At 43.6% G+C, this 23,859-nt stretch carries 23 protein-coding genes and 5 pseudogenes; 25 read left to right on the top strand and 3 right to left on the bottom strand.

Annotated elements, in window-relative coordinates; all coding sequences use genetic code 11:
- The first annotated feature begins 50 nt into the window (after positions 1–50).
- From JCM14505_RS09520 to JCM14505_RS03865, 21 genes and pseudogenes are all read left to right on the top strand, one after another.
- Positions 51–383, top strand: coding sequence for a hypothetical protein (locus JCM14505_RS09520; protein ID WP_054653095.1), 333 nt, complete (start codon positions 51–53; stop codon positions 381–383).
- Positions 371–1,282 carry a type I restriction endonuclease gene (locus tag JCM14505_RS09515; RefSeq protein WP_225352256.1) on the top strand — a complete coding sequence of 304 codons (912 nt, stop codon included), beginning with the start codon at positions 371–373 and terminating at the stop codon, positions 1,280–1,282. The genes JCM14505_RS09520 and JCM14505_RS09515 overlap by 13 nt, the downstream gene beginning before the upstream one ends.
- A complete protein-coding gene (gene hsdR, locus JCM14505_RS03935) occupies positions 1,234–3,276 on the top strand; it encodes a type I restriction-modification system endonuclease (RefSeq protein ID WP_263848948.1) in 2,043 nt (680 codons plus the stop codon). Before JCM14505_RS09515 ends, hsdR begins: the two co-directional genes overlap by 49 nt.
- A 14-nt stretch (positions 3,277–3,290) precedes the next feature.
- Entirely contained in the window at positions 3,291–3,542 is a 252-nt protein-coding gene (locus JCM14505_RS10390; protein ID WP_369395373.1) for a type I restriction-modification system subunit M N-terminal domain-containing protein, read from the top strand.
- Positions 3,526–3,705 (top strand): Clp protease/crotonase-like domain-containing protein, encoded by a 180-nt coding sequence (locus JCM14505_RS10385; RefSeq protein WP_369395371.1) that lies wholly within the window; start codon positions 3,526–3,528, stop codon positions 3,703–3,705. The genes JCM14505_RS10390 and JCM14505_RS10385 overlap by 17 nt, the downstream gene beginning before the upstream one ends.
- The gene (locus tag JCM14505_RS10380; protein ID WP_369395369.1) at positions 3,677–4,120 is read left to right on the top strand and encodes an HsdM family class I SAM-dependent methyltransferase; all 444 of its coding nucleotides are present in this window, start codon (positions 3,677–3,679) and stop codon (positions 4,118–4,120) included. The genes JCM14505_RS10385 and JCM14505_RS10380 overlap by 29 nt, the downstream gene beginning before the upstream one ends.
- Positions 4,072–4,733, top strand: a pseudogene (locus tag JCM14505_RS10375) (N-6 DNA methylase). Before JCM14505_RS10380 ends, JCM14505_RS10375 begins: the two are co-directional and overlap by 49 nt.
- Positions 4,726–4,920 carry a hypothetical protein gene (locus JCM14505_RS03925; RefSeq protein ID WP_054653093.1) on the top strand — a complete coding sequence of 65 codons (195 nt, stop codon included), beginning with the start codon at positions 4,726–4,728 and terminating at the stop codon, positions 4,918–4,920. The pseudogene JCM14505_RS10375 and the gene JCM14505_RS03925 overlap by 8 nt, the downstream one beginning before the upstream one ends.
- A complete protein-coding gene (locus tag JCM14505_RS09510; RefSeq protein ID WP_225352255.1) occupies positions 4,898–5,770 on the top strand; it encodes a restriction endonuclease subunit S in 873 nt (290 codons plus the stop codon). Before JCM14505_RS03925 ends, JCM14505_RS09510 begins: the two co-directional genes overlap by 23 nt.
- Positions 5,763–6,032, top strand: coding sequence for a restriction endonuclease subunit S domain-containing protein (locus tag JCM14505_RS09505; protein WP_225352254.1), 270 nt, complete (start codon positions 5,763–5,765; stop codon positions 6,030–6,032). The genes JCM14505_RS09510 and JCM14505_RS09505 overlap by 8 nt, the downstream gene beginning before the upstream one ends.
- Positions 5,971–6,165, top strand: a complete 195-nt coding sequence (locus tag JCM14505_RS09500) for a restriction endonuclease subunit S (RefSeq protein ID WP_369395366.1) — start codon at positions 5,971–5,973, stop codon at positions 6,163–6,165. The genes JCM14505_RS09505 and JCM14505_RS09500 overlap by 62 nt, the downstream gene beginning before the upstream one ends.
- A 499-nt stretch (positions 6,166–6,664) precedes the next feature.
- On the top strand, positions 6,665–7,285 hold the full coding sequence (locus tag JCM14505_RS03910) for a DUF389 domain-containing protein (protein ID WP_054653088.1): 621 nt from the start codon (positions 6,665–6,667) through the stop codon (positions 7,283–7,285).
- The gene (locus tag JCM14505_RS03905; RefSeq protein ID WP_162200490.1) at positions 7,227–7,931 is read left to right on the top strand and encodes a hypothetical protein; all 705 of its coding nucleotides are present in this window, start codon (positions 7,227–7,229) and stop codon (positions 7,929–7,931) included. Before JCM14505_RS03910 ends, JCM14505_RS03905 begins: the two co-directional genes overlap by 59 nt.
- A gap of 197 nt (positions 7,932–8,128) precedes the next feature.
- Positions 8,129–9,001 (top strand): TrmH family RNA methyltransferase, encoded by an 873-nt coding sequence (locus tag JCM14505_RS03900; protein ID WP_054653084.1) that lies wholly within the window; start codon positions 8,129–8,131, stop codon positions 8,999–9,001.
- Between the two features lie 29 nt (positions 9,002–9,030).
- On the top strand, positions 9,031–9,891 hold the full coding sequence (locus JCM14505_RS09985; protein ID WP_054653082.1) for a DUF2207 domain-containing protein: 861 nt from the start codon (positions 9,031–9,033) through the stop codon (positions 9,889–9,891).
- On the top strand, positions 9,863–10,600 hold the full coding sequence (locus JCM14505_RS09980) for a DUF2207 family protein (RefSeq protein ID WP_054653080.1): 738 nt from the start codon (positions 9,863–9,865) through the stop codon (positions 10,598–10,600). Before JCM14505_RS09985 ends, JCM14505_RS09980 begins: the two co-directional genes overlap by 29 nt.
- A complete protein-coding gene (locus tag JCM14505_RS03885) occupies positions 10,566–10,820 on the top strand; it encodes a hypothetical protein (RefSeq protein WP_054653078.1) in 255 nt (84 codons plus the stop codon). The genes JCM14505_RS09980 and JCM14505_RS03885 overlap by 35 nt, the downstream gene beginning before the upstream one ends.
- Positions 10,821–10,992: 172 nt before the next feature.
- Positions 10,993–12,335 (top strand): annotated as a pseudogene (locus JCM14505_RS03880) (TrkH family potassium uptake protein).
- A pseudogene (locus tag JCM14505_RS10370) lies at positions 12,328–13,000 on the top strand (potassium channel family protein). Before JCM14505_RS03880 ends, JCM14505_RS10370 begins: the two co-directional pseudogenes overlap by 8 nt.
- Positions 13,001–13,014: 14 nt before the next feature.
- On the top strand, positions 13,015–13,734 hold the full coding sequence (locus tag JCM14505_RS03870) for a tRNA (adenine(22)-N(1))-methyltransferase (RefSeq protein WP_054653075.1): 720 nt from the start codon (positions 13,015–13,017) through the stop codon (positions 13,732–13,734).
- Positions 13,709–14,521: a Nif3-like dinuclear metal center hexameric protein gene (locus JCM14505_RS03865; protein ID WP_054653073.1), complete on the top strand. Its 813-nt coding sequence runs from the start codon at positions 13,709–13,711 to the stop codon at positions 14,519–14,521. Before JCM14505_RS03870 ends, JCM14505_RS03865 begins: the two co-directional genes overlap by 26 nt.
- 546 nt (positions 14,522–15,067) lie before the next feature.
- Here the strand turns inward: JCM14505_RS03865 and JCM14505_RS03860 are convergent.
- From JCM14505_RS03860 to JCM14505_RS09480, 3 genes are all read right to left on the bottom strand, one after another.
- The gene (locus tag JCM14505_RS03860) at positions 15,068–16,003 is read right to left on the bottom strand and encodes a 3-hydroxyacyl-CoA dehydrogenase family protein (RefSeq protein ID WP_054653071.1); all 936 of its coding nucleotides are present in this window, start codon (positions 16,001–16,003) and stop codon (positions 15,068–15,070) included.
- Positions 16,004–16,015: 12 nt separating this feature from the next.
- Complete coding sequence (locus tag JCM14505_RS03855; RefSeq protein ID WP_054653070.1) at positions 16,016–16,873, bottom strand: RluA family pseudouridine synthase; 858 nt, start codon at positions 16,871–16,873, stop codon at positions 16,016–16,018.
- 124 nt (positions 16,874–16,997) lie between these two features.
- The gene (locus tag JCM14505_RS09480) at positions 16,998–17,120 is read right to left on the bottom strand and encodes a DUF2929 family protein (RefSeq protein ID WP_225352250.1); all 123 of its coding nucleotides are present in this window, start codon (positions 17,118–17,120) and stop codon (positions 16,998–17,000) included.
- Positions 17,121–17,250: 130 nt separating this feature from the next.
- Between JCM14505_RS09480 and dnaE the strand changes: the two are divergent.
- From dnaE to JCM14505_RS03830, 4 genes and pseudogenes are all read left to right on the top strand, one after another.
- Positions 17,251–20,564: pseudogene (gene dnaE / locus JCM14505_RS03845) on the top strand (DNA polymerase III subunit alpha).
- Positions 20,565–20,672: 108 nt separating this feature from the next.
- Positions 20,673–22,094: a pyruvate kinase gene (pyk, locus tag JCM14505_RS03840; RefSeq protein WP_054653068.1), complete on the top strand. Its 1,422-nt coding sequence runs from the start codon at positions 20,673–20,675 to the stop codon at positions 22,092–22,094.
- Positions 22,095–22,217: 123 nt separating this feature from the next.
- Positions 22,218–23,100, top strand: a pseudogene (locus JCM14505_RS03835) (CvfB family protein).
- Positions 23,087–23,851, top strand: a complete 765-nt coding sequence (locus JCM14505_RS03830) for a tyrosine-type recombinase/integrase (protein ID WP_054653066.1) — start codon at positions 23,087–23,089, stop codon at positions 23,849–23,851. The pseudogene JCM14505_RS03835 and the gene JCM14505_RS03830 overlap by 14 nt, the downstream one beginning before the upstream one ends.
- Positions 23,852–23,859 lie beyond the last annotated feature (8 nt).

Genomic DNA, 23,859 nt, shown 5'->3' with positions numbered 1-23,859 from the left:
ACTGGATCCTTTTTTGTTGCCTTCGTCTCAAGTGAAATGGGGGTGGCGTAATGGCTAATTTCCAAGTAGAAAATTTAGATGCTGAATACGATCAAACTCAGAAAATTGCATATTCAGCTGAATTAACAATTTATACCAGTCCGTTAACTAGTTTAACTGCCTTTGGACAATTTGCGGAATATTTAACAATCTTAATTTTTGAGTTAGATGGATTAGGTGATTATTCAAAACAGTATGATCGAATTAATTTAATGCGAACTAGTTCCGGCGATTATCCTCATGAATTAATTACACGATTAGAAGGAATGCGCAAATATCGTAATAAGAGTACCCATGCTGAATTACGTAAAAAAAATACACAAATGAAGAATTGGTCAAACTAGCATTAGCAATTGATAAGTATGCCGTTACCGTATGGGAGTGGTTTATTAATACGTATACGCAAGAAACGGTTGCTGAATATCAAACACCAGTAAATCATGAACAATTAACCGCTGAACAAGAGCAGCAAATTCAAGCACAAGAAAAACGGATTGCAGAGCTCGAAGCTCAAATTGATTCATATCAACCTAAACTGTCTCCAATTGATTTAACGCCGGAAGCAAAAGTTAAACGGAAAAAGTTAAATCAATTATTTGCTAAGAATCATCCTTTGACAGAGGCAGAAAACCGCCGATTAATTGACAATCAACTACGGGAAGTTGGTTGGGAAGTAGATACTAATCAGTTAACACAAGCAAACGGAGCTCGTCCAGAGAAAAATAAGAATAAAGCGATTTCTGAATGGCGATTTAACAATGGAAAGAAAGCAGATTACGCCCTTTTTATTGGGAAACAATTTGTTGGAATTGTCGAAGCAAAGAAGCCAGATGAAACAGTCAGCACATCTGCTTTACAACAGTCATATGACTATTTTAAAGATGCAATTGAAGAAACAGGGGAAGAAGTTCCATTTATTTATAGTACGAATGGTCGTCCATATTTAGCTCAAGTTAAAACCGAATCGGGAATTTGGTTTTGGAATGCTCGAAATCCAAAACATGCACCAGAGGCGTTACCAGCTTGGCATAGCCCTGACGATTTAAAACAAAAATTATCTGCAAAACCAGAAGAAGATGCCAATCAAGAATTACATAAAGATGCTGATTTCCCTGAATTTGCTAATCGTAAATATCAAATAGAGCGATTCAAGCAATTGAATCTGCTGTTGCAAATCATCAATCGCGAATATTATTGGCGATGGCAACCGGAACCGGTAAAACACGGACAGCAATCTCGTTAATGTATCGGTTATTAAAACATAAGCGGGCCCGGCGAATTTTATATTTGGTTGATCGTCAATCGTTAGCAACTCAAACAAATAATGCGTTAACAGATAATCGCATTGAACAACAATCAATTTCTAGTATTTTTGGTGTTAAAACCTTTGAAGAGATATTGCCAGAAATGACAACTAAAATTCAAATTGCGACTGTTCAAGGGATGGTGAAACGATTATTCCATAATGGCGAGACTGAGATAACACCTGGAATGTATGATTTTGTAATTGTGGATGAAGCGCATCGAGGATATTTTGAAGATAAAGAAATGACTGATGATGAAATGGAATTTTATGATCATAATGATTATGTCAGTCAATATCGACGGGTTGTAGATTATTTCGATGCAGTAGCGATTGGAATGACAGCAACGCCGACACTAAATACAATCAAAATATTTGGTAATCCAGTATATAGTTATTCTTATCGTCAAGCGGTTTTAGATGGCTATTTAATGGATCATGATGCACCGATTATCTTGGAGACTGAGCAGTCACAAAATGGATTGCATTTTAAAAAGGGCGCTGAAGTTACGGTATTTGATTATGATTCACATCAAGTTGACACTGATGTATTGTCAGATGATATTGATTTTGAAGTCGATGATTTTAATATTAAAGTTGATAATACAGGATTTAATCGAGAAATTGCATCGTATTTAACAAAGCAATTAGATCCTAACGATCCAGAACTTGGTAAAACCTTAATTTTTGCTACTCGTGATAGTCATGCGGATAAAATAGTTTCGTTATTAAATGAAGCGTTTGAAGCTGCGGATAATCCAGTTCCTATAAATGCAATTATGAAAATTACCGGGAAAGATAGGCATCGAGAAGATCATATTAAGCAGTTTAATAATGAACAATTCCCTAATATTGTGGTAACGGTTGACTTATTAACGACAGGAATTGATATTCCATCAATCACTAATTTAGTTTTTTTACGGCGTGTTAAATCACGGGTATTATTTGAACAAATGTTGGGACGGGCAACCCGATTATGTCCTGATGTCGAAGTAGATCACTTTAAAATTTACGATGCAGTTGGCCAATATAAAGCAATGAAATCTTTTACGGCAATGAATCAGGTTATTCAATCTAAGAATATTAACCGATCCATTAAAGAACTGTATGAACTAGCTGTCGGGGCAACAAGTGAAGATGCATATCATGAATATCTAGAACAATTAACGGCAAAATTACAACGTAAATGTAGTCGATTGAGTAGTGAGCAAATTAATGAGCTTGAGGATGGATTACAAATTCCTGATTTGTTAGGTTGGGTTCGAAATTTGCAAACATTAACATTAGGTGAATTAAGTCAATTTGAAGAAGAAATCAATGTTTTAAATGATTACCGGGTAATGAAAAGGCGTGTAATTGTTTCATACGATGAGGATCAGGTTGTATCGGATAAACCCGGTTTTGGGAATGATGGTGTTACAACATCAAGTGATTATTTAGAAGAATTTAATCAATTTGTCCAACATGCAGTCAATGAAAAAGTTGGGATATACGTTACTGCTAAATCTAGACCACGGGATTTAAAATTACAGGATTTACAAGAAATTGAGCGTGTTCTGGTATTTAAAGGATTTAATGAAACAGATTTACAAAAAGCTTGGAAGCAAGAACATCATCAGAATACCGCTGCTAATATCATTAGTTTTATTCGCCAAGCGGCGTTAGGAACACCATTACAAGATGAAGATGAATTAATCAGTCGTGCGATGAAAAAAGTATATAACCTAGCTGATTGGAATGATAAACAAAAGAAATGGCTTCGCCGAATTGAAAGCCAATTGCGTGAGAATAATGTTCTAGGTCCGACCGCCAAGATGGCATTCAATGATAACGATATATTTAGAGAAAAAGGTGGTTATAACCGAATTAATAAAGATCTTGATGGAAAAGCTGATGAAATCATTAATCTGATTAATGATGTGATGTTTGGATAGGAGAATTGATTAAAATGAATAACCAGGAAATCGTACAACAACTTTGGAATGAAAGTAATGTTTTACGTGATGACGGAATTAGTAGCCAAGACTATTTAACCGAGTTAACCTATTTACTATTTTTAAAAATGAGCAAAGAGCAAGAACAAGAAGATCAAATCCCAAGCCAATATCGGTGGGACGAATTAGTTAAACGGGAAGGTCTCGATTTACAAAAATTTTATCGGCAATTATTACTAGATTTAGGTGATGCTGAAAAAAACTAAAAGTAAGAAATTAAATTCCATTTACGCAAATGCGTCAACGAATATTAGTGAACCAGCGAACTTAGAAAAGATTATTAAAGATTTAGATGCGTTAGATTGGTTTTCAGCTAGTGAAGATGGTTTAGGAGCATTATATGAAGGGTTGCTGGAAAAAAAGTGTTGAAGAAACTAAGTCTGGGGCTGGACAATATTTTACCCCACGACCATTAATTAACATGATGGTGCGGATGATCAAACCGAAAATTGGGGAACGTTTAAATGATCCAGCAGCAGGGACGTTTGGATTTATGATTGCCGCTAATCAGTATTTACGTGCCCAAACTGATGATTATTTTGATTTAAATGTCACTCAACAAAAATTTCAAAAGTATGAGGCTTTTTCAGGAATGGAATTAGTGCCTAATACATATCGGTTAGCGTTAATGAATGAATATTTGCATGGAATGGATGGTCATTTTGTGTTAGGCGATTCATTATCGGCAACTGGGAAATGGATGAAGAATTTTGATGTGGTTTTGGCTAACCCACCATTTGGAACGAAAAAAAAGGCGGGGAGCGTGCTACGCGTGATGATTTAACCTATCCAACCAAAAACAAACAATTAAATTTCTTACAGACAATCTATAACTCATTAAATAAATCTGGCCATGCCCGGGCGGCGGTCGTAGTTCCCGATAATGTACTATTTGAAAGTAATACAGGGGAACAAATTCGCTTAGATTTAATGAATAAATGCAACTTACATACAATTTTACGTTTGCCATCAGGAATTTTTTTTATGCCCCAGGGGTTCAAACTAACGTCTTATTTTTTGATCGTGGTACGACAGATCAAGACCAAACGAAATCTGTCTGGATATATGACTTACGATATCAAATGCGCTCATTTGGAAAGCGAAATCCCTTAAATAAGCAAGATTTTGCAGAATTTGAACAACTTTATCAAGCAGAAATGCGGAAAGCTACGTATGATAAGGAAAGTAATCCAAATGGTCGGTGGCGTGAATTTTCAATTGATGAAATTAAAGCACGGCCAAATACAAATTTGGATATTAGTTGGATGACGGATAATGATGAAGCCGATAATCGAACCTTACAAGAATTATTGGGCGAAATGAAAGATCAATCTGATGCAATCGCAACTGCTGTTAAGCAATTAGAACACTTGTTAGGGGATGTGGCGGATGAATAAACTTGATACAAAAGCATTAAAGCAACGCATCCTAACTTTAGCCATGCAAGGGAAACTAGTGAACCAAGATCCAATGGATGAACCGGCGAGTGAATTGTTAAAACAGATTCAAGCTGAAAAGGCTGAGTTGGTAAAAGCAAAGAAGATTAAAAAAACAACCCACATTGCCAGCAGTTACGGAAGATGAAAAGCCGTTTGCAATTCCGGATAGTTGGGAATGGGTACGGCTAGGGGAAATATCAAATATTGGAAGTGCCAAGTCTTATTCACCTTATGACATAAAACAAGATATACACATTTTAGAGTTGGCAGATATTGAAAGCGATACTGGGAAAATAATTAATTACAAAGTTACTAAAGATAAACCTAAAAGTAACAAGTATGGATATAATAAAGGACAGATTTTATTTAGTAAGTTACGACCTTATCTTAAAAAAAATTTAATTGCTCCAGATAACGGATATTGTACGTCAGAATTAATTCCATTTAACGGGATTAATTGTGAAAATAAATTTTTGTTAAATGTAATAAATAGTAGATATGTTCAATCTATTATTAGCCAAGAGACATCTGGAGTTAACTTACCTCGATTTAATCCTAATAAAATGAGGTTACTGCTAATCCCTCTTCCATCTTTTAACGAACAACGGCGAATTGCAGACAAAATCGATGAGTTGTTTGAGTTAGTTGATCAAATTGAAGTGTCGCAAAACCGGTATGATGATTTGCAAAAAGCGTTGCAAAAAAAGGTGCTGGAATTAGCGATGAAAGGAAAGTTGGTTAACCAAGATCCAACGGATGAAACAGCGAGTGAATTATTGAAACAGATTCAAGCTGAAAAGGCTGAGTTGGTAAAAGCAAAGAAAATCAAGAAACAAGCTACATTACCGGCAGTTACGGAAGATGAAAAGCCGTTTGATATTCCGGATAGTTGGGAATGGGTACGGTTGGGGAATTTAGGTGTTTGGCAAGCTGGAGCAACACCTTCTAGAAAAAAAATAATTTATATTATGAAAATGGTAGTATTCCATGGTTAAAAACAGGGGATTTGATGATGGAATAATAAAGGAGGTTTCTGAAAGAATTACTGAGCAAGCATTAGTTGATACTTCTGTAAAAATTAATAATCCTGGTAATATTTTGATTGCAATGTATGGTGCGACAATTGGTAAGTTAGGGATTGTCGGGAATTTTCCATTAACTACAAATCAAGCTTGCTGTGGAATGACACCTTTTAATGGTGTATTTAATTGGTATGTTTTTTTATTGGTTACTAAATTCAAGAAAGAAGTTAATTGAGTTAGGCAGTGGTGGGGCGCAACCTAATATTTCGAAAGATAAAATTAGTAAATTTTTAATTCCGTTGCCGTCTTTTGACGAACAACGGCGGATTGCTGATAAGATTGATGAAATAGTAGGGTTGTTGTCATGATTACATGGATAATTAAAAATTGGGGGTCGTTTGGTACTGCAATCAGTAGCATTGTTTCCATAGTGGAATTTTTGATTACGTACGGGTTTAATCGTCATAAGATGAATGTTTCAATTGTTGATGGTCACGAATTAAATCAGATTGATACTCAACAATCTGTTAATAACGAAACATACTTTATTGAAGTGATTGAACCAAATTCAAGTGTATTTATACGCTTGTACGAACAAACAATCATAAAGGAGCAGAGATTAATCAAAAAAACAGGCTCAATTTATCATCGATAACCTCGTTAAAGGAACTTCTTTGAGTGATTTAACCAATGAATATGGATTTGTGATTAAAGATGAATCTCAATCTTACAGTCGAATTTACTTATCTCCGACATAAGGAGACCAACTCAAAAAAAGACTAACCAAATCGGGTTAGTCGTTTTCTTGCTGTTTGCGATATACTAAAAAATAATTTAATCAATTATGGAGATGAGGGATTAAGGCCAATGGATGAAACGAAGCAGTATCGGTATCATGAATTTGTGGCCCAAATTACGGCCGACAGTCAGTTGCAGTTAATGGACTTGGTGATTTTAACGTGTGCGATTGGGATTGCCAGTGTCGGCTTGAACATGAACTCGGTGGCGACGATCATTGGAGCGATGTTAATTTCGCCGTTAATGGGGCCGATTTTAGGATTAGGGGTTGGGATTGTGGCTTCGCGACGCCCGTTATTTGTCAAAGCGGGCGCGACGTTATTGATTGAGGTCGCAATTAGTTTATTAGCGTCAGCTATATATTTCAAATTAACCCCGATTACGACGGGAGGGAGTGAAATTTTAAATCGGACGGCGCCAACACTGTGGGATATGTTAATTGCCATCTTCGGGGGAACGGCCGGGGTGATTGGAGCGACCAAATGTCAAGCTAATAATATTGTGCCAGGAGTGGCGATTGCCACGGCGTTAATGCCCCCTTTATGTACGGCGGGATATGGGTTATCCCAAGGTAATTGGTCGTACTTTGGGGGCGCGTTGTACCTCTTTTTAATTAATTCATTTTTTTATTATGCTAACGGCCATTATTGGGGTGAAGTTAATCTATCGGCGGGAAACTCGCGGGATTGAGCGCCGTCCTGTCATGCGGATTTTAACGATTCTGCTGATTATTTTAGGCGGGATTCCGAGTGCTATCACGACGAAACAAGTTGTGCAAGCGACAGTCGCCCAACGCAACATCCAAGCTTTGATTGATGACAAAATTAAGCATGGGACGATTATTGCGCAATCAGTTGATCTGAAAGCGAAGCAAATTCGGTTGTCCGTTGCCCAGGTCAATTTAAATCAAGATCAAATTCAGCAAATCATGGCGGCTCGGCGGCAGTATCATTTACAAGCCTATGATTTAGAAATTATCCAAGTGGCGGATTTAAATGAATTAACCAGTCGGGATTATAATCGCTATCTCAACAATTTAATTAATGACAATCGGAAAGATTATCAGGCGCAACAAGAACTTAATGTTACTAAAAAGTTAGCCAAAATCCGGCGAATTGCCAAAACGGAATTGGATGATCGATTAGTTAAGATTAGTGTCCAAAGTAATTACGACGTTTTGGGAAAGGGCAGTGTCCGGCAAAGTTATGACGTTGAAATTGTAGTTAATTCGCCGGTGAGTGATGATGATCAAGCACAATTAACGACCAAGATTAAGCAGACGCTACCGCAAGTTGATCAAGTGAAGTTTGTGCCGGACAATCAATCCGTAAATTAAGGATTTGTTGACTTATAGTAAGTGGTTGATCACAATGGTTGCTGTAACATCGGAGGGTAAAAACGATAGTTTAGCTGGATAAGATGCCTAGGGGGGCACCTTATCCTTTTTTTTAATTAGCGAATCGATTGGAACTAGACGGGGAAGATCATTGTTTCTATAATGAAGATAAATTTTAAAAAGTAAAGGAAATGATGATGTTTGAAAATTTAATTCCGGTCTCAACCTGGGATGAGCCGAATTTGGCCGTGTACACTAAGTTAACCGAGGCGCAGTTATTTCATTATCAACCGCAACACCCCGGCTTGTTTATCGCCGAAAGTCCGAAGGTGATTGAACGCGCGATTCGCGCTGGTTACGAACCGGTGTCAATGTTGGTTGAAGCTAGTGTTTTAGACCGCGATTTAAGCGAGTTAGCGACGGAAATCCAAGCCAATGCCACAGGGACAACGGTTGATTGGGCCAAGTTGCCAATTTATGTGGCCCCGACGGAATTGTTGCAATCACTTAAAGGCTACAATTTATTACGCGGGGCGTTAGCGGTGTTTCGGCGCCAGGAGCGGCTGACAGTAGCGGACTTTATCCAAGGTTTGCCAAGTGAGCATCCGCGCCTCGCCGTCTTGGAACACGTGGTTAATCCCGCCAATGTTGGGGCGATTTTTCGCTCGGCGGCTGCCCTCGGAATTGATGGGGTCTTAATCACCTCCGATTCCAGTGATCCCTTATATCGGAGGTCATCGCGCGCCAGTATGGGGGGAGTCTTCCAAGTACCATGGACGTACGTTGATGCCGAAACTTGGGAAGCAAACGGGATTGCAATGCTCCATGACCTGGGGTACCAAACGGCGGCCTTAGCGTTACGGCACGACACGATAAGTATTGGTGATCCGCAACTTGGACAGGTTGACCGGCTTGCAATTATTCTCGGTTCCGAAGGGCCAGGATTACGGGCGACGACGATTGAGCAAAGTGATTACACGATTAAAATTCCGATGCAAGTGGGCGTTGATTCCCTCAATGTCGCAGCAGCAAGTGCGGTGGCCTTTTGGGAATTAGGCAAGCGCCCGTAATCGTTCAGCAGTAAGAAAGGATAATGGCCATGAAACGATTTCTTAAGCAGTTGACGGTAGTCCTAGGCATGCTGGTGGTGGCTTGGTGGTTAATGCCAACGATGCCAGCCAACGCGGATGCAGATTATGAAGTCACTAAGATGAACGTTAACTTACAAGTAAAGCCAGATGGTTCGATTGATGTGACCCGGACCATCCGTTTTAAGTTTGATGGTGATCATCGTGGCGTTTACTATAACCAAGCGGTCGGCCAAGGCATGCGCTTAACCAAGCCACAAGTATCGAGTCCGGCCGGCAAGCCCGCCTATGACTTAACGAAAGCGGGGAAGCAGTACCGCTTTAAGATTTATCATCAAGTTTCAGACGGCGATTCATATCAAGTCACCTTGAAATACCGGCTAACACATGCGATTGTGAACTGGCGCGATATGGCCGAATTGAATTTTAAGGTGATTGGGTCAGCCTGGGAATGTGATTTAAATCACGTCAAGATTACCGTGCAATTACCAGGCGACCATCCGGTACATCACTTGCAAGCGTGGACTCATGGGCCGCTAACGGGGCAGACGAAAGTTGATCGTCACGCCGGCCGGGTCATCATGACGGTGCCAGCTGTTCCAAGTGGGCAATTTGTCGAAACCCATGTCGCTTTTCCCACCGCGTTAACGCCCTCGAACTCGAATCGCCGGGATGCAAACCGCCTGCACCAAATTCAGACCCAAGAAGCGCGCTTAAGTCGCCAAACCGCAGCGAAGCGCCACCGGTGGCAAGTCATTACCTGGATGTTAATTAGTGTCATAATTGCGCTCCCAAGTGGGTGGGTGATGTTTAGTTTGACGCGTAAAAAAACAAGGGGTGCCCGTGCAACGCGCCACGAAGTTACCACATAATTACGCAATTCCAACGGTTGATCCAGTGTTAGCGCTGACGTTGGATGGCGCCAAACGCCCTAACCCCCAGGTGGCGCTACCGGCCTATTTAACCTGGTTAGCGGGCCAAGGGAAATTGAAGATTATCCCAATTGCCGGGGCAAAGCCGGATTATGAGGTGCAAACGACGCCAACGACCCCAGCGAAATCCTTGTTAGCAACCTTATTTAATGATTTTGGGAATGGTCAGGCGTTTAAGTTAAGCCAGCTGAAAACAAGTTCGAACGCGACCGCAACGCAATTTAGTAAGGAATTAGCTACTTGGACCAAGAGTTACTACCAAACGGCGTTGCATACTGGGGAGCTTAATGCAGCTACAATTGCGAACCGGAAACAATTACGCTCAGTCCTGGGGTGGTTAGCAGTGATCTTAATGTTGCTGTGGTGCTTCTTATGGGGGAGTTGTTGGGATTATCTGCCAACTGAGCATGGTTATTGGCTCCTGGCCGGCCTGTTAGCTTGGGCAGGTGGCATGACCGTTCTTGGTGATTGGCTGATCCGCCGGCGCCTAAGTCCGTACAGTGAGGACGGGGCTCAGCAAGTGATGGCCGTGCGGGGCTTCAAGCATATGTTGCAAGATATTGGTCAGTTTAAGACCAAAGACGTCGGTGAACTGATTTTTTTGGGAACAAGTGATGCCGTACGCCGTGGCGTTTGGCTTAGCAAATAAAGTTATCAAGCAATTACAAGTGGAATTCCCAGCAACGGCGTTCGAAGCTGATATTAGCTTGTGGCAAATTTATGCCACCCATCATTTAAGCCAGTCATTTACTGGGATGCTCTCGAGTAACTTAACTGCGGTTACCGGATCCGGGAACGGTGGCAGTGGGAGCTTCTCTAGTGGTTCGAGTGGTGGATTTGGTGGCAGTAGCGGGGGTGGCGCTTTTTAGTAATAGGTTGCGATCCTAGCTATCCACTAGCTTGGTGCTGGGGAGCATAGTTAAAGTTAGTTATCCACCAGGCTCGTGCCGGTGAAACACCCCGTATGTTCATTAAGAAATCATTTGCCACAGCCACCTAAAATCAAGTAGAATCGATAGGGATGTAAGGAGGAACGATTTTTTGATTGAAATTAATCATCGGAAATATTCAGTCCCGAAAGTGTTAACGGCGGGCTTCATCTTCGTCATTCTAATTGGGATGTTGCTATTAAAATTACCAATTGCGACACGTGATGGGCTAGAAACGAGTTGGATGACCGCTTTATTTACGTCGACGAGTGCGACATGTGTGACGGGTTTATTACTAGTTGATACGGCAACCCATTGGACGTGGTTTGGCAGTTGGTGATTGCCCTCCTCGTTGAAATCGGGGGGCTGGGGTTCATGACCTTTGTGGTGATGGGGTTCATCATTACCAAACGGCAAATGCGAATTTCAACGCAATTGTTGACGCAAGAAGCGCTTAATCTGGATCACCTCTCGCAAAGTCGGGTCGTTTACTTGATCATTCGGCTATCCTTATTGATTCAAGGGGCGGGGGCGGCGCTCTTAGCGGTTGATTTGGTTCCTAAGTATGGCTGGCGTCACGGCTTATGGTTGAGTGTCTTCCAGTCAATTTCGGCGTTTTGTAATGCGGGGTTCGATTTATTTGGGAATAGCTTGGAAAACTTTAAGAATGATCCATACTTCCTATTGATTACGGCCGGTTTGATTATTGCTGGGTCCTTTGGGTTCTTAGTCTGGCAAGATATTCTTGAATATCACAAACGGCATCGGATGACATTACATACCAAGTTAGCGCTTCGGACTGGGGCGGTCTTAATGTTTATTTCGCTAGTGGTCTACTTCATTTTGGAGCACAACTTAGCGCGTTTTAGTGCTGAAATGTCACCATTGAATCGGATTATGAACACGATTTTTATGGCGATTACGCCCCGGACTGCGGGGTTGACGACAATTCCGTATCAAAACTTGACGGACGCGAGTATCGCGGTGACGGCGATTATGATGTTTATCGGTGGGGCGCCAGGGTCAACGGCCGGTGGGGTTAAAACCACCACGGTTGGTTTAATCGCCCTGCAAAGTATTGCGACCTTACGAGGTAAAAGTGATACTGTCCTAGCCAATCGCCGGTTCACGCAAGAAAATATTTTCCGGGCCTTAACCTTATTATTCTTATCGTTTATGCTGATTTTATTGGCAGTGCTGATTTTAGTGGCCACGCAAGCGCTACCGGAAAAAGATCCATTGTCGTACGTCATTTTTGAAACTGTGGCAGCCTTCGGGACGACCGGGATTTCGCTTGGCATTACGCCGACGTTAAATTTTGTCGGTCAAGTTGTAATTATGATTTTAATGTTTATTGGGCGGGTTGGAATTTATACCGTGATGTTCTCGATTTTTAACGCCCAACCAGCAAAGCAAACCTACCATTATCCAGAGGAGAGTGTTTTAATTGGCTAAAAAAGAAAGTTATGTCGTGATTGGACTCGGGAAATTCGGGATGACCATTTGTCGGCACTTGGCAAAAGCTGGTCAAGAAGTCTTGGCAATTGATAACGATCCTGAAGTCATCAATGAAGCGGCTAATATTGTCATGCGGGCCGTCGTAGCCAACGCCGAAGATGAAGAAGCCTTGCTTGATTTAGCAGTGGGGTCGTTTGATCATGTCTACATCTCGATTGGGCAAAACATCGAAGCTAGTATTATGGCCACCTTATTGATCAAAGAACAAGGGGGCAAAGACGTCACCTGTCGGGCGGAAAATATTCACCATGCCCGGGTGTTAGAAAAAAATTGGGGCTGATCACGTGGTGCGCCCCGAACATGATACGGCCGAACGGTTAATTTTTAACCAATTAAACCGGAGTGTCTTGGATTATGTTTACATTAATGATCATATGATGCTCGCCGAAGTCACGATTCGCAATCCAAAGTTCATTAACCAAACCTTGGAAAAATTAAACTTACGGCAACGCTTCGGGGTCAACGTGTTGGCAATTATTGAAGCTAACGATGAAGTGAATGAAATGCCGCAAGCTACTGATATTATTTGTGAAAATGATAAGTTAACGATTGTTGGGACGAAGGAATCGATTCAACGCCTCAGCGATGAAGTTGATGTTTAGAGAAAGGAATTATTATGGATGCAACCAATTTATCTCACCGGCTCCAAGTGGTGGCGGATTTAGTTCCCCAAGGAGCACGCTTAGCCGATATTGGCTCGGATCATGCTTATTTACCGGCGGCCTTGTTATTGAACGACCGGATTGAATTTGCCGTTGCTGGGGAAGTCGTCAAGGGACCCTTTGAAAATGCCAAGCATGAAGTCAGCCGGCATGGCTTAGCTGACCGGTTAATTCCGCGGTTAGCAGATGGTTTAGCGGCGATTGAACCGAATGATCATATTGATACGATTACAATTTGTGGAATGGGCGGGGCGTTAATTAAGCAAATTTTAGCGGCCCATTTAGACAAGTTAGTGGGCGTGAAGCGCTTGATTTTACAACCGAATATTGGGGAACCCGGCTTGCGGGCGTGGTTAGCTGCCCACCATTTTGAAATTATGCATGAAACGTTAGTCGCCGAAGATGATCAAATTTATGAAATCATCGTGGCGGAACCAACGTTATTGCCAGTTCGCTATAACGAACGGGAATTAACGTTTGGACCGGAATTAATCATGCACGGTGGCCCAGTCTTTACGGAAAAGTGGCAGGCCGAACGGCAACGGATGCAATTTGCGTTGCAACAAATGCAACAAGCGGCGCAACCACCCGTCGACCGGATTAATGATTATCAACACAAGATTCACTTAATTACGGAGGTCTTAGGTGATGTTGAAGTTACCAGCAATCATTAAGCAATTTGAATTATTTGCCGATCCCAGTTTAGCGGAAAACTGGGATCATGTTGGTTTGCAATTGGGCAATCCAGCTGCCAAGGTTAAAACCGTTATGACGTGTTTAGACGTCCGTCCCGCGGTGGTTCAAGAGGCAATTGAACAAGGGGTCGATGTCATTTTCTCGCATCATCCGTTGATGTTTAAACCAGCCAAAGATTTGGATTTGTCAAACCCACAAAACCAAATGTATGCGGATTTATTGACGCATGGTATCACGGTTTATTCCGCGCATACGAACTTAGATAGTGCCAACGGCGGGATGAATGATTGGCTAGCGGCCCAATTAGGTTTAACGAAAGTTGAAAAATTTGCCATTAGTGGCGCTGATCCCCATACGATGGAAGCCGTCGGGATGGGTCGAATTGGGGATTTACCAACGGCCGTAACGCCCAGCGAATTAGCGCAGCTCGTTAAGCAACGCTTTCAGGTTCCCGCGGTGCGGTTAATTCAACCAGAAACCGCAAAAACCATCAAGCGTGTGGCGATTCTTGGTGGCGCGGGCGGGAGTTTTTACCAAGCCGCGAAGGAAGCCGGAGCCGACGCATATGTGACGGGGGACTTGAGTTATCATGTCGCCCAAGATATTCAAGCCGCCGAGTTAGTGGTCGTTGATCCGGGACACCATATTGAAGTGGTGGCAGCCCACCAATTAGCAACGTTGTTAATGGATTGGTCACAAGCCCAAGGGTGGGATCTTAAGGTCCTAACGAGTACGGTAAATACCGAACCATTTGAATTTATTTAGTTATATGTAAAAACGACCACGCCTCAAAAGCAGAGACGTGGTCGTTTTGTTGTGGAAACGGCAATCTTAATTGAAGGTAATAAAAAAGAGCGCTGATTAGGCGCTCGCTACCGGTACGGATTGAGTAGCAAATTCAATCCATTTTGCACACCAGCATATTCATTTTTATATTACAAGTATAACACCTACTAACGTGATTAGCTAATTTTTTTATTTAAATGGTGATATAATTTAATTGCACATCACAGGTCTAGCAAGCCTGAATAAAAGTGTAGAAGGAGGTGACCTTCATGCACTTGATATGCATATTCATTTTTATAGTGCCTAGTAAGCACTTAAAACGTATAGTTAAAAAGGTCTTGCAGGGCTTGATTGAACTGCTTAGTGACTAATTTTTCTGCGCTGGCTCCTTGGGGTTGGCGCTTTTTGGTTATAAAAAAGAGCGCTGATTAGGCGCCCGCTACCGGTACGGATTGAGTAACGAACTGAATCCATTTTGCACACCGGTGTACTAATTCTTATGATTGAATTGTAACACACTTACTCTTAATCGTGATCATGTTTTAAGGCGTCAATTAACTTTGCATTTCGTTCCGCCACGATACTTGCTCCTTGGTCACCATCCCAGTCATAGAACCCGTGGCCCGTTTTGAGCCCGAGTTCATGGTGGGCAACCTTTGCTTGTAAGCGCGGATCTTCGGTAGTGGTGTGGTCTAATTCGGCATATAAGTATTTCGAAATATTATCAAACACGTCTAGGCCCCCTAAGTCAGCGCTCGCAATCGGGCCGACTAAATTCCACCGGCGTCCCAGACTGTATTTAACTACTTCATCCACTGCTGCGGGACTGGCAATGCCTTCGTCAACAATGTGCAAAGCTTCGCGCAAAACGGCGGCTTGGATGCGATTGCCAACAAAACCTAAGGCGGCTTGCTTTAAGGCGACCGGATGTTTACCAAGTTGGCGCATCAAGGAAACGGTATCCTTGACCGTAGCGTCGGTCGTGGCTTGACCCGGGACCACTTCAACGAGTGGCATTAATTGCGCTGGATTCCAAAAATGGGCGACGACAAAGCGTTCGGGATGCGTTAAGACCTTGGCGATGTCATCCGGCGACAATCCGGACGTATTCGTTGATAAAATTGTGGTTGGGGTAACGTGTTGCTCAATTTGGTGCCACACGGTTTGTTTGAGTGCTAAATCTTCGCTAATTGACTCCGTAACAAAGTCGGCGTTCGCCAAGGTATCCGCATAATTGTCGTGGAAGTGCAATCTATTATTGACCGACACTAAATTATCATTAGTTAATTGATGGTCAATCGCTTCTAAAATAATCGCGTTTAAGCGCTCTTGAATGGTTTCTTGTTGGTCTGGGTGATGTAAGAACAAATTGGTTTCAAAGCCCGCTAAAGCAAATTGGGCGGCAATGGCACTGCCCATTGTTCCCGTCCCAAAACAGGCAATTGTCTTAAAGTTAGTCATTGGGAATTCCTCCTAGTTGGTAAAATCAGGTGGTAAGGGCGCCGCGACTTGGACCACTTCATGCGTAAATGGTAACACTAACGTTAGCTGATGGGCATGCAGTTGCATTGGTCCGGTGGGGTGCGGGTGATAGAGCGGGTCACCTAAAATTGGGTGCCCCAGGGCGGCTAAATGGACGCGGATTTGGTGGGTGCGTCCAGTTTGTAAATTAAGTTCAACGATTGATTTAGTCGCGCTATGGGCAACGACCTGATAATTCGTGATGGCCGGTTGCGCGTTCAAACCATCGACTTGCCGTTTTCGTGGGTCAGTTGGGTGCTGCCCAATTGGTAATGTAATTTGGCCCGTGCCTTGTAAATCACCGGCAACGACCGCTGTATAATCACGGTGGATTGAATGATCGACTAAATGTTTATTTAAAAGTGGGACCGCTAATGGGTGTTTGGCAATCATCATTGCGCCCGAAGTCTGCTGATCAAGACGGTGCACCATATAGGCGGTACCAAATTGGGCGGTGGCATAGTTCATGACCGTGCCCGTTTCTCCCGGTTGATTAGGATGGCTCTTAATGCCCCGTGGTTTATTAATTACCACCACATCGCGATTTTCGAATAAAACCGGTAATTGACGGTGGTGATCTGGGACATAAGCCTGCCTTGTCTTAAAGTCATCGGCGCCAATTGTCAAGGTAACCTGACTGCCCGCTGGAACGATTACATCTGGTGATTGGTAGTGGCCATTAATCAAGATGCGCTGATCCTGGCGGAGTAAGTAATAGTAGCGCTTGGGGATTTCCCAATTTGCGATTAGTTGCCGAACCGTTTGTGTGCGGTCGGACGGTAAAGTTAATTTCCAAATTTTTTTCATCATTAGTAAAAAAAAGGTCGCCTGTTAACCAGACGACCGCGATTTTATTGGTCTGAGTTACGCGTTGGGTTCGCGTGACTCGTAATGTAAGTAATCACATTGACAAAGATTAAGGCTAAAACGGCCCCTAAAACGGCACACGTGTGTAGTCAACGGAAGTTTGTTCCAATTGGCTGGCAATGTAGCCGAAGACTAATCCATAAATGGCACCCCAAAATAGGGCAATGAAATTCTTCCAAACGAAACGCATAAATATCACCTCTTTAATTAATCTTAACTATTATAGCATACATAGGGAACGGTTTCATTAAACAATTCGCCGAGAACGGGTGGGGTTTGGTATACTTAAATTATTAATTCAGATTGAAAGGAGTGGCAGCATGGTTCCCTTGCAAGTTAAAAGTATGTACAGTTTACTACAAAGTCCGATTCGTCCACAGCAATTAGTGACGGCCGTGAAGGAACAAGGCTATTCAGCCGTAGCGCTGGCGGACGACCGGGTCTTATACGGGGCCTATGATTTTTATCAAGCGGCAACGAAGGAACAGCTGAATCCGTTGATGGGCGCTCAATTTCATTTGCAATTTGGAGCGTTAATGACGCAAAGTTTGCATGTCTTAGCGTATGCGATGTCAAAGGATGGCTACCAAACGTTGATGCGGTGGTCAACGAAGCAGTTAACCGCGCCCGACCAAGCTAATTTAGCGTGGGAAATGGTCCAAGCTGATACGAAGGACTTGTTATTGGTCATTCCGCCCCAATTATTAGCGACGGATGCCGAACAAATCGCTAGTTTAAATCACCTGCAAGCAACCTTTGGTGATCGGTTGTATTTAGGCATTAGTTTGGAACAAGATGCTGCTCAACGTGCGGTGGTCCAATCGCTGGCCCAAGCAACGAACTTACCAATCGTGGCGTGCGAGCGGGTGGATTACTTGCAACCAACGGATCATTTTGCCACCCAAGTACTGCATGCGATTGGGGCGAAGCAAGCCGTGGCGGAGCCATTAGTGGCCGCCCAACAATTAGGGACGGCCTTTTTAAAACCAGCGGCGCAAGTTGAACAAGCTTATGAAGCCTTGGGATTAGGGGAAGCCGTCGCGAATAATACGGCCGTAGCGGCGCGGTGTCACTGGGAATTAACGTTGCAAGCGCCAGTATTACCAAAATTTCCGACGCCCAATGGGGAAGCAGCGATTGATTATTTGCGGACGCAATGTTTAGCGGGCTTAAACCAACGGACATTGGCCCCTGGTAAAACGGTGGTCAATTACGAACAACGCTTAAATCGCGAATTAGCTACGATTGACCAAATGGGCTTTGCGGATTACTTCTTGATTGTTTGGGATGTGATGGCATTTGCCCACCGGACGAAGATTACGACTGGACCAGGGCGGGGATCAGCGGCCGGGTCGTTAGTGGCGTATGCGTTAGCGATTACGGATGTTGATCCGTTACAATATGACTTGCTCTTTGAACGCTTCTTAAATCCAGAACGGATTCAAATGCCGGATATTGACTTGGATTTCCCCGATAATCGACGGGATGAAGTGTTAGACTATGTCCATCAAAAGTATGGTCATGACCGTGTGGCCCAAATTATTACCTTTGGGACGTTGGCAGCGCGGCAAGCGATTAATGACGTAGCAAATGTCTTACAAGTCCCTAAATATCAACTTGGGGAATTGCAACAAATGATTCGCCACCAAACACGTGGCAATCAAAAACTAACGCTGGCTCAAATTATCAAAGCATCCCAACCATTACAAAATTTAATGGCTGATGATGAGTTAATTCACTTAGTGGTGACGACGGCGGAACAATTAGAAGGCCTGCCACGGAATGCGTCAACGCACGCGGCCGGGGTGGTGTTAGCTGATGAACCGTTAATTCAAACGGTACCGTTACAAACTGGGCGCGACAATGGAATTTTAGTGACCCAATTCCCTAAAGACCCGGTGGAGGCCTTAGGGTTATTAAAGATGGATTTCTTAGGCTTGCGTAACTTATCAATTGTGGATGCGACCTTAAAGTTAATCCGGCAAACTGAACCAGCCTTTACGTTAGCCGGGCTGGATTTAAATGACCGGGCGACCTTGCAATTATTCCAGCAAGGGGAAACGGATGGGGTGTTCCAATTTGAATCAAGTGGGATTCGACGGGTCTTAAAGCAATTGCGTCCGGACCGGTTTGAAGATATTGTAGCCGTCAATGCCTTGTATCGTCCCGGTCCCATGGACAATATTGCGCACTTTATTGCCCGTAAACATGGCCAAGAGCCGATTAATTATCCGGCGCCCCAATTAGCCCCGATTTTAGCGCCAACGTATGGAATTTTAGTCTACCAAGAACAAGTTATGCAGGTAGCCGTAACGTTAGCGGGCTTTAGTCTCGGGCAAGCCGATATGCTCCGGCGGGCGATGGGGAAGAAGAAGCAAAGTGTGATGGAAGCGATGCGTGACCAATTCTTGCAAGGGGCGCAACAGCGGGGAATTGACCAAGCGGTGGCCATGCAAGTCTTTGATTATATGGATCGGTTTGCTAATTATGGGTTTAACCGCTCCCACGCAGTCGCTTATTCGAAGATGGCCTTTCAAATGGCAGCCTTAAAACGCCATCGCCCCCAAGCTTTTTTTGCGGCCTTGTTGCAATTAGAAGCGAATGCCGATAAGCAACTGGCTCACTTTGAAGCGGCCAAACGCCTCGGGGTGAAAATTTTGCATCCGCACATTAACCACAGCCAAGCCGATTTTGCACTTGAACACGGTCAACTACGGATGGGCTTAAATGCAATTCGGGGCCTCGGCCGCGATTTCATCCACGCAATTTTAACCGAGCGCCAAGCTCATGGTGATTATCAGAATTTAAATGACTTTATTAGTCGCCTGGATGATCGTTGGCAAACGGAAAAGAATATCGCGCCATTAATTTATGTGGGCGCCTTTGATCAACTCGGCTATAATCGAGCGGAATTAATTGATGCCTTGCCCGGACTTTTAGAAGGGGTGACGAAGTTTGGAAGTTTAGCCGCCACTTTTGCGCCGATTATTAACCAACGGCCGGCGTGGCCCCTCACCGAACGGCTGGCTAAAGAAAGTGAATATTTAGGGATTTACTTATCCGGGCACCCCGTGAATCAATATGCCAAATTAAAGGCGCGCTTACAATTGCCAGCGATTACCCAACTGCGGCCTGGCAAAGTCAGGGTGCTGGCCTTAGTTAACCGGATGCGGGAAGTTCAAACCAAGCGTGAGCGCAAGGCAATGGCCTTTTTAACCTTGAGTGATGATACGGGGAATTTGGAAGCTACGGTCTTTCCGCGCCAATTCCAGGCATTTGGTCGCCAATTAAAAGCCAACCAAATTTATGTGGTAACGGGAAAAACCGAATGGCGCGACGATCATTTGCAATTGATTGTTGATCAGGTACAACTAGCGAGTGACGTCCAAGCCCAATTTCCAACCAGCGCTGGGTCTTGCGGTTGCAGCTAAGTCAGTATACTGAGCAATTCCAAGCTGATTTGGCTCAAATTCAGCAGCAATTTTCCGGGCCGGTGCCAGTTATTTTATATAATGCCCAAACTAACCAAGCACAACAAACCAATTTTCATTGGCAAGGAAATGAGCAAGTTCAAGCCAAATTAGTTACCCTTTTAGGGGCGGATAACGTCGTTTTACAAGATTTATCGGAATAATTATGCGATTAACTGTTTCAAATTGCGGTGGTTATGATATGATATTTACTGAACGTCATAGGAAAGTTTTATGGCGAGAAAAAGAGCACAAAGGAGCACACATTTCTTATGAAGAAGACAAAGATTGTTAGTACATTAGGTCCAGCAAGTACTGATGTAGATACAATTGCTAATTTGATTGAAGCCGGTGCAAACATTTTCCGGTTTAACTTCTCACACGGTGACCACGAAGAACACTTGGGTCGGATGAACAATGTTCACGAAGCCGAAGCACGGACGGGTAAGAAGGTTGCCATTTTACTTGATACCAAGGGGGCCGAAATTCGGACTACGGTACAAGCAGAAGGTAAGATTCCATTCCACACGGGTGATGTTGTTCGCATTTCAATGGATGACACGCTTGAAGGAACGAAGGACAAGATTGCCGTTACGTACGATGGCCTTTACGACGACGTTAACGAAGGTGGTCACGTCTTATTCGATGATGGTCTTTTAGACATGGTAATCGAAGAAAAGGACGATGCTAACCGTGAATTAGTATGTAAGGTCCTTAACAACGGTGTGTTAGGTTCACGGAAGGGTGTTAACGCCCCAGGTGTTTCCATTAACTTACCAGGGATCACGGAAAAGGATACTTCAGACATTCTATTTGGTTTAGAAAACGGAATCAGCTACATTGCTGCTTCATTCGTGCGGAAGCCACAAGATATTGAAGACATCCGTGCTTTACTTAAGCAAAAGAACATGGAAGATGTGCTCATCTTGCCTAAGATTGAATCACAAGAAGGGATCGACAACTTCGAAGCCATCATGGAAGTTTCTGATGGTTTAATGGTTCCTCGTGGGGACATGGGGGTTGAAGTACCAGCCGAAAACGTGCCAATGATTCAAAAGATGATGATTCGTCGTTGTAACGAAATGGGTAAGCCAGTTATCACGGCAACGCAAATGTTAGACTCAATGGAAGAAAACCCACGTCCTACGCGGGCCGAAGTTTCTGACGTTGCCAACGCGGTCTTTGATGGTACGGATGCAACAATGCTTTCTGGTGAATCTGCTAACGGGGACTACCCAGTTGAATCCGTAGCTACGATGGCACGGATTGACCAAAAGGCCGAAGCTAACTTAGCTCAATACGGTACGGAAACGTTTAACTTTGACAAGTCAGACGTTACGGAAACGATCGGTTCAGCCGTTGCTAAGGCAGCCGCTGACCTTAACATCAAGACGATCGTGGCAACGACGACGAGTGGTTACACGGCGCGGATGATTTCTAAGTACCGTCCAAATGCTGATATCTTAGCCTTAACGTACGATGAACGGACGCAAATGAGCTTAATGCTTAACTGGGGGGTTCAACCATTTGTGATTGACCAACCATCAACGTCTGATGAAATGTTCGAAATGGCTTCTCAAAAGGCCAAGGAACTTGGCTTTGCCGAAGCTGGTGACAACATCATCGTAGTTGCCGGACTTCTTCATGGTGGTGCCGGTACGACGAACTTAATGCGGATTCAAACGGTTAAGTAATTAACAATTAAATCCAACTAGTGAAAACGCGGGTGCTTGGCCCGCGTTTTTATGTGGGCTGGTTTGTGTTTCCAAGCAGAAACCGGTAAAATAGTATCACGATTAGCAATGAAGGAGAAATCGATGAACACTGATTTAGGGAAGATTGTCACCGCCGTGATGATTGATGAAAATGAAACTGATTACTTTGTCCAACCGGAACGCAACGGGAAGACGTATCGCTTACCAAAGGATGAAGCCCCACAAGTGCTCCATATTGGGGGTTCGGTCCAAGGATTTGTGTATGAAAATAACCACCACCAATTACAAATGACGTGTGATTATATTCCCACCATCCAAGTTGATCACTATGACTTTGGGGAAGTGGTCAGTGTCCGGCGGGACCTCGGGGTGTTTGTTGATATTGGGTTGCCAAATAAAGATATTGTGGTTTCCTTAGATGATTTACCAAGCTTGAAACATTTTATGGCCGCAACCCGGCGATAAATTATTAATGGCCTTGGAAGTAGATAATCATGATCGGATTTGGGGAAAATTAGCTGATGAAGCAATTTTCCAAACGATTGCGACGAAACCCCAAGCCAAAATGAAGAACCGGAATGTTAAGGGAACGGTGTATCGCTTGAAGATGGCGGGGTCCTTTGTCTTGACGGATGATTACTGCCTTGGATTTATTCATCCGAGTGAACGGGATCAAGAACCACGGTTAGGGCAACATGTTGATGCCCGGGTGATTGGTATTTCCAGTCACGGAGCTTTGAATCTATCCTTAAAACCTCGGGCCTATGAAGCGATTGGTGAAGATGCGCAACAAATTATGGCCTTGTTGGAACATTCGCTTGATCAACGGTTAGCCTTAACCGATAAGAGTGATCCGGATGAAATTCGGGCTGTCTTGGGGATTAGTAAGGGCCAATTCAAGCGCGCGATTGGTCACTTAATGAAGGCCGGTTTAGTTAAGCAACAAGACGGTTATACGCAATTAATTAGCGATGACCATGAATAATTGGGTGGCGAGCTACCATGAGTGGCTCTTAACCCAACCGTTACAAGCGCGCACCAAGGATGCTTATTATCAAAGTGTTTTACAGTTCAAAAATTATTTTCAGTCAATTGGGATTCAGCAATGGACCCAAATTGATCAATGGTCCTTACAACATTGGCAACGACAACAAACGACCAGCCCAACTACTCAACGGCGCCAGTTACTGCAATTAGGCCATTTTTTTGCGTATGCACAACAGCAACAATGGGTACAAACCAATCCCGTTCATAAAATGAAATTGCCAACGGCGCAGCCAACCGCGGTGCGGCCGTTAACGGGGGCAGCGATTCAACAAGTTCTGGATCAGCTAGCCGTGACCGATGCCCAACAATTACGGACGCGGTTGATGATTGAATTGTTGTATACGACTGGCATGCGGGCCCAAGAATTAACGCAAGTGAAGGTCTTGGATGTTCAAGCTGCGTTACAAGTAATTCAACTACCGAAACGGGTGGTTTTGTACGATGATTTAACAGCGACCACGCTCAAAGAATACCTGACGATGCTGTCCCCCGCACAAGTTTACTTATTTGAAGCGCGTGGGCAGCAGCCAATTACTCGGCAAGCTGTTTGGCAACGGGTTAAACAGGCGGGGCGTCAAGCGGGTGTGGCAGACTTTACCCCCGCTAAGTTACGGGCCAGTTTCGCAGCCCGTTTACAGGAAAACGGAGCGCCGCCAACGTTAATTCAGACGTTATTAGGTTCAAATTAGAGGCACGC

It is taken from the genome of Limosilactobacillus equigenerosi DSM 18793 = JCM 14505, assembly GCF_001311375.1.
Lineage (GTDB): Bacteria > Bacillota > Bacilli > Lactobacillales > Lactobacillaceae > Limosilactobacillus > Limosilactobacillus equigenerosi.
Note: the sequence above shows the minus strand (reverse complement) of the source record. Positions and strands in the feature narration are given on the sequence as shown.

What these genes read in the sequence shown, in the direction of transcription:
- pyk (WP_054653068.1), top strand. Translation starts at nt 20,673, where the DNA reads ATGAAGAAGACAAAGATTGTTAGTACATTAGGTCCAGCAAGTACTGAT.
- JCM14505_RS09505 (WP_225352254.1), top strand. Translation starts at nt 5,763, where the DNA reads ATGGTTAAAAACAGGGGATTTGATGATGGAATAATAAAGGAGGTTTCT.
- JCM14505_RS03910 (WP_054653088.1), top strand. Translation starts at nt 6,665, where the DNA reads ATGGATGAAACGAAGCAGTATCGGTATCATGAATTTGTGGCCCAAATT.
- JCM14505_RS03865 (WP_054653073.1), top strand. Translation starts at nt 13,709, where the DNA reads ATGTTGAAGTTACCAGCAATCATTAAGCAATTTGAATTATTTGCCGAT.
- JCM14505_RS03830 (WP_054653066.1), top strand. Translation starts at nt 23,087, where the DNA reads ATGACCATGAATAATTGGGTGGCGAGCTACCATGAGTGGCTCTTAACC.
- JCM14505_RS03900 (WP_054653084.1), top strand. Translation starts at nt 8,129, where the DNA reads ATGTTTGAAAATTTAATTCCGGTCTCAACCTGGGATGAGCCGAATTTG.
- JCM14505_RS03855 (WP_054653070.1), bottom strand. Translation starts at nt 16,873, where the DNA reads ATGATGAAAAAAATTTGGAAATTAACTTTACCGTCCGACCGCACACAA.
- JCM14505_RS09500 (WP_369395366.1), top strand. Translation starts at nt 5,971, where the DNA reads ATGGTGTATTTAATTGGTATGTTTTTTTATTGGTTACTAAATTCAAGA.
- JCM14505_RS10390 (WP_369395373.1), top strand. Translation starts at nt 3,291, where the DNA reads ATGAATAACCAGGAAATCGTACAACAACTTTGGAATGAAAGTAATGTT.
- JCM14505_RS10380 (WP_369395369.1), top strand. Translation starts at nt 3,677, where the DNA reads ATGAAGGGTTGCTGGAAAAAAAGTGTTGAAGAAACTAAGTCTGGGGCT.
- JCM14505_RS03925 (WP_054653093.1), top strand. Translation starts at nt 4,726, where the DNA reads ATGAATAAACTTGATACAAAAGCATTAAAGCAACGCATCCTAACTTTA.
- JCM14505_RS09985 (WP_054653082.1), top strand. Translation starts at nt 9,031, where the DNA reads ATGAAACGATTTCTTAAGCAGTTGACGGTAGTCCTAGGCATGCTGGTG.
- JCM14505_RS10385 (WP_369395371.1), top strand. Translation starts at nt 3,526, where the DNA reads ATGCTGAAAAAAACTAAAAGTAAGAAATTAAATTCCATTTACGCAAAT.
- JCM14505_RS03885 (WP_054653078.1), top strand. Translation starts at nt 10,566, where the DNA reads ATGCCGTACGCCGTGGCGTTTGGCTTAGCAAATAAAGTTATCAAGCAA.
- JCM14505_RS09480 (WP_225352250.1), bottom strand. Translation starts at nt 17,120, where the DNA reads ATGCGTTTCGTTTGGAAGAATTTCATTGCCCTATTTTGGGGTGCCATT.
- JCM14505_RS03860 (WP_054653071.1), bottom strand. Translation starts at nt 16,003, where the DNA reads ATGACTAACTTTAAGACAATTGCCTGTTTTGGGACGGGAACAATGGGC.
- JCM14505_RS09520 (WP_054653095.1), top strand. Translation starts at nt 51, where the DNA reads ATGGCTAATTTCCAAGTAGAAAATTTAGATGCTGAATACGATCAAACT.
- JCM14505_RS03905 (WP_162200490.1), top strand. Translation starts at nt 7,227, where the DNA reads ATGCTAACGGCCATTATTGGGGTGAAGTTAATCTATCGGCGGGAAACT.
- JCM14505_RS03870 (WP_054653075.1), top strand. Translation starts at nt 13,015, where the DNA reads ATGGATGCAACCAATTTATCTCACCGGCTCCAAGTGGTGGCGGATTTA.